The sequence below is a fragment of the Cyanothece sp. BG0011 genome (genome assembly GCF_003013815.1).
Taxonomy (GTDB): Bacteria; Cyanobacteriota; Cyanobacteriia; order Cyanobacteriales; family Microcystaceae; genus Crocosphaera.
Map to the genome: position 1 here is coordinate 15,537 of NZ_PRLH01000151.1, position 14,458 is coordinate 29,994.

11 protein-coding genes, 1 tRNA gene and 1 pseudogene are annotated in these 14,458 nt (G+C 39.8%); 5 read left to right on the forward strand and 8 right to left on the reverse strand.

The window, feature by feature from the left end:
• Positions 1-160 precede the first annotated feature (160 nt).
• The 3 genes and pseudogenes from thiD to C4E06_RS19915 form a co-directional block, all read right to left on the reverse strand.
• Positions 161-963, reverse strand: a pseudogene (gene thiD, locus C4E06_RS19905) (bifunctional hydroxymethylpyrimidine kinase/phosphomethylpyrimidine kinase).
• A 48-nt stretch (positions 964-1,011) separates the two neighbouring features.
• Complete coding sequence (locus C4E06_RS19910) at positions 1,012-2,229, reverse strand: ABC transporter permease (RefSeq protein ID WP_107670079.1); 1,218 nt, start codon at positions 2,227-2,229, stop codon at positions 1,012-1,014.
• Positions 2,230-2,351: 122 nt separating this feature from the next.
• A complete protein-coding gene (locus C4E06_RS19915) occupies positions 2,352-2,768 on the reverse strand; it encodes a Fur family transcriptional regulator (protein WP_107670081.1) in 417 nt (138 codons plus the stop codon).
• A gap of 182 nt (positions 2,769-2,950) precedes the next feature.
• Here C4E06_RS19915 and C4E06_RS19920 point away from each other — a divergent pair, with 182 nt between their 5' ends.
• On the forward strand, positions 2,951-3,523 hold the full coding sequence (locus tag C4E06_RS19920) for a peroxiredoxin (protein WP_107670082.1): 573 nt from the start codon (positions 2,951-2,953) through the stop codon (positions 3,521-3,523).
• A gap of 100 nt (positions 3,524-3,623) precedes the next feature.
• Positions 3,624-3,696 (forward strand) — tRNA-His (locus C4E06_RS19925).
• A 227-nt stretch (positions 3,697-3,923) separates the two neighbouring features.
• Here the strand turns inward: C4E06_RS19925 and C4E06_RS19930 are convergent.
• The 3 genes from C4E06_RS19930 to ldpA all read right to left on the reverse strand — a co-directional run bounded on the left by C4E06_RS19930 (position 3,924) and on the right by ldpA (position 8,141).
• Entirely contained in the window at positions 3,924-4,625 is a 702-nt protein-coding gene (locus C4E06_RS19930; RefSeq protein WP_107670094.1) for a TVP38/TMEM64 family protein, read from the reverse strand.
• Positions 4,626-5,207: 582 nt separating this feature from the next.
• Entirely contained in the window at positions 5,208-7,022 is a 1,815-nt protein-coding gene (locus tag C4E06_RS19935) for a R3H domain-containing nucleic acid-binding protein (RefSeq protein ID WP_107670084.1), read from the reverse strand.
• A gap of 3 nt (positions 7,023-7,025) precedes the next feature.
• Complete coding sequence (gene ldpA / locus C4E06_RS19940; RefSeq protein ID WP_107670086.1) at positions 7,026-8,141, reverse strand: circadian clock protein LdpA; 1,116 nt, start codon at positions 8,139-8,141, stop codon at positions 7,026-7,028.
• A 299-nt stretch (positions 8,142-8,440) separates the two neighbouring features.
• Here ldpA and C4E06_RS19945 point away from each other — a divergent pair, with 299 nt between their 5' ends.
• On the forward strand, positions 8,441-8,890 hold the full coding sequence (locus C4E06_RS19945) for a hypothetical protein (protein WP_107670087.1): 450 nt from the start codon (positions 8,441-8,443) through the stop codon (positions 8,888-8,890).
• Positions 8,891-8,946: 56 nt separating this feature from the next.
• Here C4E06_RS19945 and ctpB read toward each other — a convergent pair whose 3' ends face one another.
• Both ctpB and malQ read right to left on the reverse strand, forming a co-directional pair.
• A complete protein-coding gene (gene ctpB, locus C4E06_RS19950; protein WP_107670089.1) occupies positions 8,947-10,332 on the reverse strand; it encodes a carboxyl-terminal processing protease CtpB in 1,386 nt (461 codons plus the stop codon).
• Positions 10,333-10,808: 476 nt separating this feature from the next.
• Complete coding sequence (malQ, locus tag C4E06_RS19955) at positions 10,809-12,317, reverse strand: 4-alpha-glucanotransferase (RefSeq protein ID WP_107670091.1); 1,509 nt, start codon at positions 12,315-12,317, stop codon at positions 10,809-10,811.
• 206 nt (positions 12,318-12,523) lie between these two features.
• Here malQ and C4E06_RS28230 point away from each other — a divergent pair, with 206 nt between their 5' ends.
• Both C4E06_RS28230 and C4E06_RS19960 read left to right on the forward strand, forming a co-directional pair.
• Entirely contained in the window at positions 12,524-12,697 is a 174-nt protein-coding gene (locus tag C4E06_RS28230; RefSeq protein WP_198648855.1) for a hypothetical protein, read from the forward strand.
• Positions 12,694-14,458, forward strand: a 1,765-nt coding sequence (locus tag C4E06_RS19960) for an AAA family ATPase (protein WP_107670092.1), incomplete at its 3' end; no start/stop codon positions are given. The genes C4E06_RS28230 and C4E06_RS19960, both read left to right, overlap by 4 nt.

A 14,458-nucleotide genomic window follows, 5' to 3' on the forward strand; every position in this document is an offset into this window, starting at 1 on the left:
TAAAATACTATTGCCTCTTGCCTACCCCCCTGCCCCCTACCCCCCCTGCCCCCTACCCCCCCTGCCCCCCTTATAAAGGGGGGTGTGGGGGGTGTGGGGGGTGTAATCGAAGGTGCAAGATATGGGTATGGACTCACTACCCACTGATAATGGATAAAATCTAACTCTTTAATAAAGGAAAAAAGTGACCCACGGGGCCAGTTCCTTTACCAATATCTAGGGAATATTTTAAGGCATTGGTTACATAATTTTTAGCCTGTTTGACCGCTAATAAAGGCTCTTTTTTTAGGGCTAAATTAGCAGCGATCGCTGCTGATAGAGTACAACCGGTTCCATGAGTATGTTGGGTTTTAACAATTTCTGTGGTTAAAATTTCCCAATGTTTGCCATCAAACCAAACATCAACCCCCTGTAATTTATCTTTCATTGCTCCCCTTTGACTAAGACAAATTGACACCCTAAGTTATGAATAATTTGGGCTGCTTTTTTCATATCTTCTAAGGAATTAATCGATAAATTGCTTAAGATTTGTGCTTCATACCGATTAGGGGTTACAATTAAACCTTGAGGAATTAAATTAGTTTTTAAACTGGCGATCGCTTGGTCATCAATTAATTTTGCTCCTGTGCGAGAAACCATAACAGGATCAACAACTAACTGCTCTAATTTCCATTGTTTAATCTGTCGAGAAACTGTTAAAATAATGTCCTCATTAAACAACATTCCTGTTTTAACGGCTCTGACATTAATATCCTTCATTACCGCTTCAATTTGAGCTTTTACCAAGTCCGAATTGATCCCTTGAACCTGATCAACCCCTAGGGTATTTTGAGCCGTAATACAGGTAATAACACTGGCTCCATGAACACAATGAAAAGCAAAGGTTTTTAAGTCAGCTTGAATTCCTGCGCCTCCTCCACTATCTGATCCCGCAATGGTTAAAGCAATATGAGAACAGCCCATTATCAGTTTAAAATAGTTACCTTATCATTATAACAGTGGAGGTTTCAATTAATAACCTTTTAAGGCAATAATAGGATCGAGTTTAGCTGCTTGTTGAGCCGGAAAAACCCCAAAAAATAAGCCCACACTACCCGAAACACTAACAGCAATGATAATAGAGGGAATAGAAATACTGGCAGCCAGAGAAAAGAAAACATGAGCAATAAAAACGCCACTTAAACCCACGCCAACCCCGATTAAACTGCCAAACGTTGCTAACAAAATAGCTTCTAAAACAAATTGTCCTAAAATATCTTTGGGGGTTGCTCCTAAGGCTTTTCTTAGTCCAATTTCTCCCGTTCTTTCTTTGACAGAAACTAACATAATATTCATCACTCCGATGCCACCTACTAATAAAGAAATAAGAGCGATCGCCCCTAACATTTGTTGTAATCCGGCGTTAGTTTCGTCTGCCATGTTTAATAAAGAATTTTGAGAGAAAATCTTAACATCATTCTCCCGACTTGTTCCATGACGTAATAACATTAAATTTTTGACTTGAAACTGAACTGCATCCACACTGTCTTGATTTTTTGCCAGTAACGCAATGGTATTTAAAACGACACCGTAGGGAGAATTCCAACCTCTTAATTGATTTTGAGCAGTGGTAATCGGAACAATAACTTTATTATCTTGATTCGAGTCAAATAAAGCTCCTTTTTTAGCTAAGGTGCCAATCACTTCAAACGTTGTATTTTTAATTCTAATTTGTTGACCAATGGGATCTTGATTATTAAATAGTTTTTCAACAATTTCTGATCCTAATACCACAACTCTTTGATTCCGTTGAACATCAATATTATTAATAAAACGACCTTTTTCGATTTCAAAATTTCTCACAGGAAGATAATCAGGGGTGGTTCCTGTGATTGAATTGCTGAGAATTTTATCTTGATAAGTAATTAATTGATTGATGTGGATTTCTGGAGAAATATTCGTTATATTAGGGATTAATTGGCCGATGGCCTCTGCATCTTCGAGTAACAGGGGTTTGGCATCCGATGATAACGTTCGTCTCACACGGGTAGAAGATAAGCTGACAAATAAAACATTCGGACCAAGGGCTTCAAATTGTTCTGCAGTGGCTTTTCTGGCCCCTTCTCCCACGGCAACCATACCAATCACCGAAGCGTTGCCAATGATAATCCCTAACATGGTTAAACCACTACGGAGTTTATGGGACAAAAGGGCAGATGTCGCCATTTTAAGATGATCTGAAAGTTTCATAATGCTTATCTTTAATTCTTATGGCATCCAGTATAGATGAGTGTTACCTCATTCTAAGACTGATAACGCGCTATATAAGTTACGTTAACTTCGAGGAACCCTTATAACCGCAAAAGTTTTATTTATTCACAGCGATCGCAAATCCCTTCAACGATCACTTCATATCGTTCTGCTTTAATCCCCTGACGTAGTCCCTTTAAATTAATAGATTCAAAGGTGTCCCAAGGAAGATCCTCGATCACACCGCAACAACGACAACGAAAGTGATGATGGGCTTCGATATTAGCATCATAACGACAAATTCCTGGCTCTAACAACACTTCACGCACTAACCCCACTTCCCGTAACGCTTGCAAGGCACTATATACCGTTGCTTGGGAAGAAGTCGGCGCATTTTGATTGAGATCGCTTAAAATTTGCTCGGCGGTCGGATGATCCGTTCTTTCGAGTAAATTGGCGTAAACTGCAAAACGTTGCGGTGTAACCCTTAATTTTTTAGCTTTTAAGGTGTTTACGATGGTATTCGCTTCTTTTTTCATCGTCTTAGCTTTCTCTTATTAATCCCTTCTTATATTATAATTTAATGTTTTTTCGATTAGGTCTTATATTAAGATTATTCAAGAAATTAGGTAATTATTACTGTTGACTTTTTCTTAGATAAGAATTATTCTGAGATATAGCAGTAAAAGCTGATACAAAACTGATTGTCAAGAGGTGAAATATGGGCGCTATCGAAACTGTACCTAGTGTTGTATTCAAAACCCGTGTTCGTGATGAGTCCGTTCCTGGACCTAACCCCTATCGTTGGCAAGATTTAACCAGCGAAGAAATTTTTAAAGGTAAGAAAGTGATTGTTTTTTCCTTACCTGGTGCATTTACTCCCACTTGTTCCTCTAACCACTTACCTCGCTACGAAGAATTATACGATGAATTCAAAGCGCAAGGGGTTGACCAAGTTATTTGTATTTCCGTCAACGACGCTTTCACCATGTTCCAATGGGGTAAACAACAAGAAGCGAAAAACGTCTTCTTATTACCCGACGGAAACGGCGAATTCACCCGTAAAATGGGAATGTTAGTGGATAAATCTAACCTCGGTTTTGGAATGCGTTCTTGGCGTTATTCTATGCTAGTTAACGACTGCAAGATCGAGAAAATGTTTGTCGAACCGGGTTATGAAGATAACTGCCCCACTGATCCCTTTGAAGTATCTGACGCTGATACCATGTTAGCTTACCTCAAAGGAACCGAGTCTTCTGGCGTTTCTGAACCTGTTAAAGCGTTTGTTGGCTAGATTTCATTCTTAAGACATCAAGTAGGGTTAGTTCAGAAATTGACCCTACATTTTTTTTGTGCATAATGAAAAAATGATGTTATAATAACAAAGGTGTATGGCGAGCGTAGCCAAGTGGTTAAGGCACCGGATTGTGGTTCCGGCATTCGTGGGTTCAAGTCCCATCGTTCGCCCTTAATAAAACATTGAATTTCATAGAGTGCAAGCATTGGAGTTTGCTATTTTTCTAGAGAGGTATTTTTTTAGCTGGTGAGCAAGGCTTGTGCTGAGCTTATCGAAGTATGCTCACACTCTTGTTAATCAAACATATTTAAGCTTAGGTGAACTTATTGAGGATGTTAATAAGACCATCAATCAAATTCCTGAAAATAATGATAACAAAAATGATGAAGTAAAAAAATTACTCAATACGAATTATATCTTTTAACCCCAAGAAATTATAACGATTAATCAACCAAATTAAAACAAAACTGCTAATTAATAAAAATAAAATGATCTCTAATTTTTGGTGAGGATTTAAAGCTAAACTTGATCCCATATAGGTTAATAAAAAGGTGGGCGGAATCATGCCAGCTAAGGTACTAAAAGAATAAATAGGTAACGAAATTCCTGCGATTCCTGAAGCATAACTAATTAAATCAAAGGAGAATAAAGGAATTAATCTGGTTATAAAAATCAAAAAACCTAAATATATTTCTCCTTTATTTTTAGAGAAATAAAACACTTTTCCTGTTAATTTTTTTAAGGCATTTCTTCCTAAACTACGACCTAAAAAATAAGCCAATAGTCCCCCTAAAAATCCACCAATAACACTGTAAAACGTCCCTAGAAGTGGATTCCAGACCATACCAGCAGCCATAACTAAAGGTAAGCCCGGAATATGAGAAATAACCACAGAAATGATTAAAATACTAATATAAATAAACGGAGCAATCCAACCAGTTTTTACTAAAACTTTTTTCAATTCTTCTGAGTTAAAAAGATGCCAATTAATATGATAATTTCCCCACCAAATCAGAAAAATAGTGGCGACGAAAAATATTAAGAATAATCCGTGTTTAGGTTTAAGGAAAAATGAAACCTTCTGAAACTTGTTTGACATTTTTCCCAACCCGATAGAAATACCTAACAATTTTAAAACAAAATCCTTACATATATTGTCCCATAATATACTTAATTGAATAGTGGCAATTATACTTAATATTATTGCGACTACAGCGATAAGGAAATGAAGCAATCTTTAGTATTGTTTCTGTGATTGCTTCGGGGGATTTTTAGTGAGAGTCAGAGATTAATGTTGATTTGGCCCCTCGCAATGACCAGTTAAATCTCTAACTCATATCTTGCACCTTCGATTAAACCCCCCACACCCCCCACACCCCCCACACCCCCCACACCCCCCTTTATAAGGGGGGCAGGGGGGGTAGGGGGCAGGGGGGTAGGGGGCAGGGGGGGTAGGCAAAAGGCAAGAGCGGTGAGACCCCGCGCCTTCGCATCTGCGCAAGGGAACGCTCACCAAGACAGGCAAAAGTATCTTATTTTAAGGCTAACTGCTTGAGCATTGACTGTCTTTTTTTTAGCCATCAAGTTATTTTGTAAGGCGTGCAAGATGTCAGTCTAATAAAAAATAGGCAAACCATGACAAGTCTACCTATTTAAAAATGTCTAAAATTTTCTTAAAGAATTAAGCAGGATAAATCCTTAATCGACGGTTAGGTTCCTCCCCAAAACTATCCGATTGTAAACGGTAATGTTCCACTAATTCGTGCTGCATTTTCCGCACTTTAGGCGATCGCGGTAACAATTCCACGGGTTGACCTTTGGGTAGTACAATTTGTTCTACGGCCAGTCTTGCCTCCTCTAACGCCTCCAACTCATCATCATTACTGCCACGGGTAAATAGACGTAAATCAGCCGTTTCAGGGGTTTTCGCCTCATCCATCCCTAATAATCGTTGTAAGGTTCGAGTAATTTGGGGAATGGTGTTAGATTTTACCCCATGAATAGGAACCTGACGCGCTTTTGCAACCTGACGCAACTTAGATTGATTTTTCAAATGCGATCGCAAGGCCACCACCACATCCGCACTATCTAAGTCTTTAGTCAAAACAATGGGTAAATTTAAGACCTCAATCACCTGTTCTAACTGCGATCGCCCGATACCATAGGGATAAATATAAACAGGAAAATCTTCCCCATTGGGACCAGGGACCCTCACCTTACCCCCTTTAGGTTCAGGTTGGGACCAAGACGCATCTAAAAGACGGTCAAACTCCGAGGCAGAGCTTAACTTATTCCCTCTTTTAGCTCCAAACGGGCTTACAGGGGTCATTTTACCCGATGCGCGCCATCCTTTAGGCTGTTGTATCATTTGTCCCATACCACGGCCAAAACTAGCAGGGTTAGGGGTTTGATCCGGTTCTTCTTGGGTAATTTGGACTTCCCCATTTTCATCCACGGTTCTCGTTTGGGGGTTCGGTTGCCCATTCCGTAGCAAAATGTCGATCGTATGAGCCACATCTTCATGAACCACCCATTTTTGCCTCTCTAACATTTCGATGGCAATTTCAAAGGTAGGGGGAGCTTTACGCTCTAAAACGGTCTTTTGTGAGCCTCGTCGTCTGGCTTCATCATCCCCCAACGTCACCGCTTGAATGCCTCCCACTAAGTCGGAAAGGGTGGGATTTTTCATTAAATTTTCGATTTGATTGCCGTGAGCGGTTCCCACTAACTGCACCCCTCGTTCAGCAATGGTACGGGCAGCTAAAGCTTCTAATTCCGTACCAATTTCATCAATAACGATGACTTCAGGCATATGGTTTTCTACCGCCTCAATCATCACCTTATGCTGTAATTCAGGTGTCGCTACCTGCATCCGTCTGGCGCGGCCAATGGCCGGGTGAGGAATATCCCCGTCACCGGCGATTTCGTTAGAGGTATCGATAATCACCACTCGTTTATCAAAGTCATCGGCCAAAACCCTGGCAATCTCCCGTAGGGCGGTGGTTTTACCCACACCGGGACGACCTAATAAGAGTAAAGATTGACCGGTTTCCACCAAGTCCCGAATCATGGAAATGGTACCAAAAACAGCCCGTCCCACACGGCAGGTTAAACCGATGATATCTCCGGCTCGGTTCCGAATGGCACTAATACGGTGTAGGGTGCGTTCGATTCCGGCTCGGTTATCACCGCTAAACATTCCCACTCGTTGAATACTGTATTGTAGATCAGAAGCCGAAACAGGGGTATCTCCTAGATAGATTGCTTCCCCAGGAAAACGAGCCTCTGGCAGTCGTCCTAAGTCCATAACCACTTCGACTAAGCGATCGCAGTTAGGATGATCTTTGATCTGATTACGAATGCTTGAGGGTAAAATATCGAGCAGTTTACCAAGGTCATCGGTAATCTGCATCCGTTGGGATAAGGCTTTTTTGGGTATAGATGGCACTGTTATGGAGGATTGATTTAAAAAGTTATTTGTTTTGGGATTTAACATAATTTAGCGAGCTTCGTCAAGATATTTAAGATGAGTTGGGAGTTTGGAGTTTATTTTTTTCTCCTCTCCCCGCACTCCCCACACTTTCCACTCTCCCTTGATGGGTGAAACCAACGAATGAGCGGTTTCCACTGCTTGCCAGAATAATTCGGGTAAATTAGTTCTCTGGGATGACATTATTTGTGTTTCAATGGTTTCTAGAAACGGGGAGATTAAAGTACGGGCATAACTACCGTAGGCAACCCCTGCGATCGAGGGTAATAAACCTAATTGTTTTAATTTGGGGACGGTATGATGGTTTGTTCCTCCTGCGAGTTGCACCCATCCCGGTAAATCGGCCTTTAACACTTTTTCACCGAGTCGAATGGCTGCGTGGGTGGTTCCTTTGCCAATATCTCCACTCATGGGACGGCCATCGGTTTGCCAGATTAATTCACAGGGTAAGGGCGAAATGATTTGATAAAGGGTTTGTAAATAGTTGATTAATCCTTCTCCGTCCGGACAGCTAATAGCTAACAGTTTCAGGTGTTTCACCCCAGGGGCTAATTGTTGCCACAGTCGTTTAAACTGCTGTTCCCGTCCGACTTGAGTATGAATTTCGATGGCATCTATCTGTTTGTTTTTAATCAACGGTAGGATGGTTTGGGGGGTAATCATGTGCGATCGCGTTTCGATCAGGTTTAGGGGACAAACCGGTAAACAACGACCGCATCCGTAACATCGTTGTTCTATAATTCCTGAAGCAGCGATCGCTTGTGCCGGACAAATGGACTCACAAGGACGCAAACAATCAGCAGGACATAAGGTTTCGTCAAAATAGGCTTTACGAAAGTGAGGATCTTCCCCATCGTTTAAACTCATCATCACCCAGGGTTTATTTATCGGAGGATATCCTTTCTTTTGAGCCATTTCTGCCCATTCTATCCCTAAGTTTATTCCTTCTGTTGCTGCATTGATCACCGCAGGTTCGGCTGCAACATCAATACAATTGGCACCGGCTAAAGTGTAAATTAGGGACAGACTACGAATGGCTGGCAAGTCTTGGAAACTTGCGCCACAAATGAGTTTGAACCATTGCCCCATTTTTAAGGATTGTAAAGGAGATAAATTATCATTCACTTTTCTATGCTAATCATTTTTAACGTGAATTGTCATGAGTTTTTAAGATTCATGGTGTTAATTTGAATTATACTTGTATTTTATTGTAACACACATAGATGATTAATCAAGGAGAAAGTGTTAGACTGACATCTTGCAAGGCTTGCAAGATATAGCAATCAGGTTGCAGTTGTGAGAAAGGGTTTAACACTGTTAAACCCCTACAAATCGCTCTTGTAGGGACATAATATTATTATGTCCTAATTGGTTCTTATATATCATTCCTGATTGCTATATCAGTTAATGAAACTTTCAAAAAAATGATTTTTTCTAAATCTGTAATACTAAATGCTCCTATAGATCAAGTATTCACTTTTTGTGCATCTGCTGATGGTTTTGATCAACATTTTCCTCAACCTATTGATTGGATAGATAAAGGTGAACCTTGGCAACAAGGTTCAATATTTAGGTTCAAATATCGATTTCTTTTTATTTGGTGGTATTGGGAAGGAGAAATTACTAATTATGAAAAGAATAGTTACTTTAGTGATATATCAAAAACTGGTGGAGGGTTAAAATATTTTCAACACAAACATGAATTTAACCCTTGTGAACAAGGAACATTATATACTGACAAAATTGAGTTCACTTCAGGATTAGGTCGTTGGATTGATCAGTTAATTGTCAATCAAATAATTGCCTTTATTTTTGCTAAACGTCATAAAAACTTATGTCAATATTTTGCTTCTTCTAGTAATTACGAGAATTGAATATGGCCGTTGAGAACAAGAAGATTAATAATCCTCTTGTTCCCTTGTATTAATTATTAATTAACGGTTTGTTGCATTCTTTGCCAACGGGGATCGGGATCTTGAACGGTTTCTTGTAACTCTTCCCAACGTAAACCAACGGGTTTGGGGGTTGCAGGATTAGAAATCGGTTGACTACGACCTTTTAAAATAGAAATGGCGCGATTATATTGAGGATCAGCGTCGGTTCCCATCAAGGTAGGATCGCTTTTGAGGCGAGCTTCTTGCTCCATGGTCAATTCTAAATAGACATTGGGGCTAATGCCTTTATGATTGATATCGGTGCCACTGGGGGGATAATAACGGGCGATGGTTACCGCTAACCCTGAACCATCGGAGAGGTTATGAACGGATTGGACTGTACCTTTGCCGTAGGTGGTTGTGCCGACGACGGTGGCCCTTCCATTTTCTTTGAGGGCCCCGGCTAAAATTTCGCTGGCACTGGCTGACCATTCATTAACTAAAACCACTAAGGGTAAATCAGTTAAAGAAGTGCCGTTAGCCAAGAAATGGCGATCGCCTCCTCTGCGGTCGATGGTGCTAACAATTTCTCCTTTTTTCATCCAGAGACGAGCAATATCCACACTCGCAAACAGTAAACCCCCTGGGTTTCCCCGCAAGTCGAGAACATATCCAGAGACTTGTTTTTGATCTAAGTCTTCGATAGCCAGTTTCATTTGTTCGGTAGCGTGGGAACTAAATTCATCGAGTTTAATGTAACCGATGCGATGGCCTTCTTTTTCTTCGAGATGATAGGTAACAGCAGGAATTTCAATGTTTTCTCTGGCTAAGGTCACTTGAAACACGCCTTTTTCCCGTCGGGAGAGTTGTAAGCTGACTTCTGTTCCCAGTTCACCGGTGATGGCTTCTTGTGCTTGTTCGAGGCTCATTAATGCGGTGGGTTTGCCGTTGATACGGATCAGGCGATCGCCTCTTTTTAATCCTGCTTTCATAGCAGGAGAATTTCTCACCGCTTCTACTATGTAAATTTCACTGGTACGCTTATCAATGGCTAATCTGACCCCAATTCCTGATAGTTCCCCTGATGTTTGGCTGGTTAATACAGAAAATTCATTGGGGGCTAAAAAACGAGTATAGGGGTCTTCTAATTCTTCTAAGGCTTCACGAATGGCTTTATACGCTTGTTTTGGACTATCGTAATTTTGAGATAATAATTCCCGACGTTTTTCTTGCCAATCAACTCGATTAAAATCTGGATTTACAAATTCATTGTTAACGATTTGCCACATCTCGTCCACGATCGCTTTAGGATTATCTTCTAAAGCTTCTGGTTGGGGCGCACTTTTGACGGGAAGGGCTAAAGTATGGAGAGAAATCGCTGCTAGGGTTCCACCTAAGATGAGTGATTGATGACGGCACAAGGATTTTATGAGATTATTCATAGGATTTATCGATGTCGAACGGGAATTAAAAAGCAGTTTTTGTTAGCCAACCATGACAGATGAATCGCTTATGAATGATTAGCCAGCTATTCATCTGATTTCATTCTATGGTACACGCTCTTAAAAAATTATGACGTTTTTTTCTATTAAGAGTTCTTGAATTATCTTAACTTGCTTAACTGAAGTTGGCCTAACCTAACAAAAATTTAGGGCGGTTGCCCTAAATTCTGACATTCTTGTCTAGTTGCCCTTAAACTGACATCTTGCACACCTTAGAGGAAAACTCAGCAACAAAAGACAGAAAATAAATTCTTAAGCAGTTACCATCAAAAGGAACCCTGTTGTCTGTTGTTTGTTCCCTATTCCCTACCCCCCCTGCCCTCTACCCCCCGTGCCCGTTACCCCCCCTGCCCCCCTTATAAAGGGGGGCAGGGGGGGTTGGGGGAATTATTGAAGGTGCAAGATGTGAGTTAAACTCAACCGGGGAGTCGGCCGTATAGTTCGGTTACGTAGCGTAAATGTTCCGTTAGTTCGGGGGTTAACATTTCGGGGCGATACCGCCAGGTCCAGTTACCAGCCGCTAACCCTGGGGTATTCATACGGGAACTACTTTCTAAGCCTAAAATATCTTGTAGGGGAAAAACGGCTTGATTGGCCACCGAACCCATGGCACAACCGATTAAACTCCAGTGAATCCCTTTATCAGAGATACCGCCTAAATAGTCGGTCACTCTTGCTTTTTCTTCAAAGTTCCGTTCGGCGAACCAGCCAACGGTGGTATTGTTGTCGTGGGTTCCGGTGTAAGCGACACAGTTGCGATTGTAATAATTGTAGGGTAAGAAAGGATTATCGCGATCGGAGTCAAAGGCGAAGTGTAATAACTTCATGCCAGGAAACTCATATTTATCCCGTAAGGCTTCGACTTCGGGGGTAATCACCCCTAAATCTTCGGCAACAATGGGTAGGCTTCCTAACACTTCTTTGAGACGGGCAAAAAAGGCATCTCCTGGGGCTTTTGACCATTGACCATTCATGGCGGTGGTTTCTCCTTTGGGAACGGCCCAATAAGCTTCAAACCCTCGGAAATGGTCGATTCTGACTACATCGTAATATTCTAAGGTGCTTTTGATCCGTTCAATCCACCAACTAAAGCCATTTTCTTGGACTTTTTGCCAGTTATAAACGGGATTACCCCATAATTGACCGGTGGCACTAAAATAGTCTGGGGGAACCCCGGCCATGACATCGATTTCTAAGGTTTCTGGATCGATACAGAAGATATCGGAGTGAGACCAAACGTCGGCCCCATCGTAGGCGACATAAATGGGAATATCCCCAAAGATTTTTACGTTGCGATCGTTGGCGTATTTTTTGACCCGTTTCCATTGACGAACGAATTCAAATTGAACAAACTTATGATAAAAAATAGCGTCTGCATATTTAGCCCGATAGGCTTCTAAAGCTTGGGGTTCCCGTTTGGCAATGTCTTTATCCCATTCATGCCACCCTTTTTTGGGGTTATCGTCATGGATAGCCATAAATAAAGCGTAATCGTCTAACCAATAGGTATGACGGGAGCAAAATTGCTCAAATTCCCCCCTTAGTTCGTGAAAATTACCATTTTTGAAAGTATTACTGGCTTTTTTTAGTAAGGGTAATTTATGCTCAACTACTAGGTCATAATCGACATAGTCATCAGGAAGATCAGGATAAGCATCTAACTCTGCTTGAGTGACTAAGCCATCACCATAAAGTATATCAGGACTAATTAATAAAGGGTTCCCTGCAAAGGCAGAGTAAGAAAGATAAGGTGAATTACCATATCCTGTGGGTCCCAAGGGTAACACTTGCCAGAGGGTTTGCCCAGTGGCTACTAAAAAGTCAATGAAGCGATAGGGTCCTTCTCCTAAGTCACCAATCCCAAAACGACTGGGTAAAGAGGTTGGGTGCAATAAAATCCCACTAGCTCTCTGATAAAATGTCATGAATATCTCTGCCTTATCTGCGGTGTAATCATACTCTGCTGAAAGTATTATAAGACAAGAAGGGGGTCATAACTGTTCTGAATTCTAAGAAAATCGTGAATTTTAAAATAATCTTAAGACTTATGGCTTCAAAGTCCATAGGATAATGGATTGAGGTTTCTTGATTATTTTTGTCTATAATTAAACAATCTAAAGGGAAAAGATTAATGAATGAAGAAGTTAATGTTAGTCAAGTTCAAGAACCGATTACCACTGCACCCCCAGAGATTTATCAAATTATTGAACGGGTTTTATCCTTAGAAAAAAGTAAGTTATCCCAGCGATCGCCTCGAAATATTAATGATGATATCGTTCAAATTATTAAAGAAGTGATTCAATGAAATTATTATCGATTAAATTATGTAATTTTAGACAATTTTATGGCACAACCCCAGAAATTAGCCTAGCGTCTGGTGAACAAAACACCACCATTATTCATGGTAATAATGGAGCCGGGAAAACGACGTTATTAAATGCGTTTACCTGGGTTTTCTATGAAGAGTTTACGGCCGCTTTTACCTCTCCCGAATTATTAATTAATAAGCGGGCTATTATGCAAGCTGATATCGGCACATCGGTGGAGTGTTGGGTAGAAATTTATTTTGAACATGAACATAAACAGTATCAAGTTAAACGAAAATGTTATGCTTGTTTAGATGAAAATGGTAAGATTCAATACAGCCAAAATCAACTATTTATGTTGATAGCCGAAGAGGATGGACGTTGGAATTATCCTTTGCAACAACCCAATGATATTATTAACCGTATTTTACCCAAAAGTTTACATCAATATTTCTTTTTTGATGGGGAACATATTGACCATATTTTTCGCAGTAATGATAAAAGTCGTATTGCTGAAGATACAAAAGAACTGTTAGGGGTCAAAGTATTAGATCGTTCCATTGAACATCTTAAAAAAGCAGAAAAAATATTAGAACAAGACCTTAAAGCTATTGGAGATATTAACATCAAAAAAAAGATTAAAGAAAAAACAAAATTAGAACAAAATAGTGAAAATTTACAAGAGAAAAAAGAAAAAATCATAGAATCAATAAACTCTCACGAGTTACAACAAAAAGAAATTTCAGAAAAACTAATAACTTTAAGCAGTAACCAACAATTAAAAAATCTAAAGATCAAACTTGACAAGCAAGAAAGTCAGTTAAAAAATGAAATAAGAGAATTAAAACAACAAATTAAACAATTAATATCTAGTCAAGGTTACTTAATTTTTTTAAGCAATGTTATCCCTAAATTTAACACAATTATTACTGATTTACGTCAACGGGGAGAGTTACCGAGTGGAATCAAACAACAATTTGTGCAACAGTTACTAAACCGTCAAAGCTGTATTTGTGGTCAAGAATTAATTGAAGGAAATTCTTATTATGAACAGGTTAAACAGTGGATGGATAAAGCAGGGATAGCAGCTATAGAAGAATCGGCGATTCGTTTAGAATCTCAAGTGAATGAGATGGAAAAAAAAGTGATTAATTTTTGGGAAAATGTCGATCAAAAACAAGCTAAACTCGAACAATCTAGATTAGAATTATCTAGGGTTGAGGTGGAATTAGATGAGATTAATCAAAAGTTTCGCCATTATCCTGATGCAGACATTAGAAACCTACAAGAAAATTTGGATAAAATTAATCAAAGTATTCGAGAATTACAACTGGAACAAGGAGGAATTAAACACCAACTAACTACCTTAGATAAGCAACTAGAAACCTTAGATAAAGACATCGCTAAACAAAAATTAAAAGAAGAAAAGCAAATTTTAGCTAAACGGAGAAAGGAAGTCGCTAAAGACGCGAGAGAACGACTCATTGAAGTCAGAAGTCGGCTAGAAAAACAGTTTCGTCTCTCCTTAGAAAAACGAGTTCAAGCTATTTTTAATTCTATTTCTTTTACCCCTTATATTCCTCGTTTGACTCAAAATTATGAGTTAAACTTAATTGAAAATACATCAGGAATAGCGGTTCCTGTGGCAGCTTCTACTGGAGAAAATCAAATTTTAAGCCTTTCTTTTATTGGGGGAATTATTGATAGTGTGAGAAATTGGAGTCATCAAAATACTTTAATGGGACCTGATAGTAGTACCT

What these genes read in the sequence shown, in the direction of transcription:
- C4E06_RS19915 (WP_107670081.1), bottom strand. Translation starts at nt 2,768, where the DNA reads ATGAAAAAAGAAGCGAATACCATCGTAAACACCTTAAAAGCTAAAAAA.
- malQ (WP_107670091.1), bottom strand. Translation starts at nt 12,317, where the DNA reads ATGACATTTTATCAGAGAGCTAGTGGGATTTTATTGCACCCAACCTCT.
- C4E06_RS19910 (WP_107670079.1), bottom strand. Translation starts at nt 2,229, where the DNA reads ATGAAACTTTCAGATCATCTTAAAATGGCGACATCTGCCCTTTTGTCC.
- C4E06_RS28230 (WP_198648855.1), top strand. Translation starts at nt 12,524, where the DNA reads ATGAATGAAGAAGTTAATGTTAGTCAAGTTCAAGAACCGATTACCACT.
- ctpB (WP_107670089.1), bottom strand. Translation starts at nt 10,332, where the DNA reads ATGAATAATCTCATAAAATCCTTGTGCCGTCATCAATCACTCATCTTA.
- C4E06_RS19945 (WP_107670087.1), top strand. Translation starts at nt 8,441, where the DNA reads ATGATTTTTTCTAAATCTGTAATACTAAATGCTCCTATAGATCAAGTA.
- C4E06_RS19935 (WP_107670084.1), bottom strand. Translation starts at nt 7,022, where the DNA reads ATGTTAAATCCCAAAACAAATAACTTTTTAAATCAATCCTCCATAACA.
- C4E06_RS19930 (WP_107670094.1), bottom strand. Translation starts at nt 4,625, where the DNA reads ATGTCAAACAAGTTTCAGAAGGTTTCATTTTTCCTTAAACCTAAACAC.
- C4E06_RS19920 (WP_107670082.1), top strand. Translation starts at nt 2,951, where the DNA reads ATGGGCGCTATCGAAACTGTACCTAGTGTTGTATTCAAAACCCGTGTT.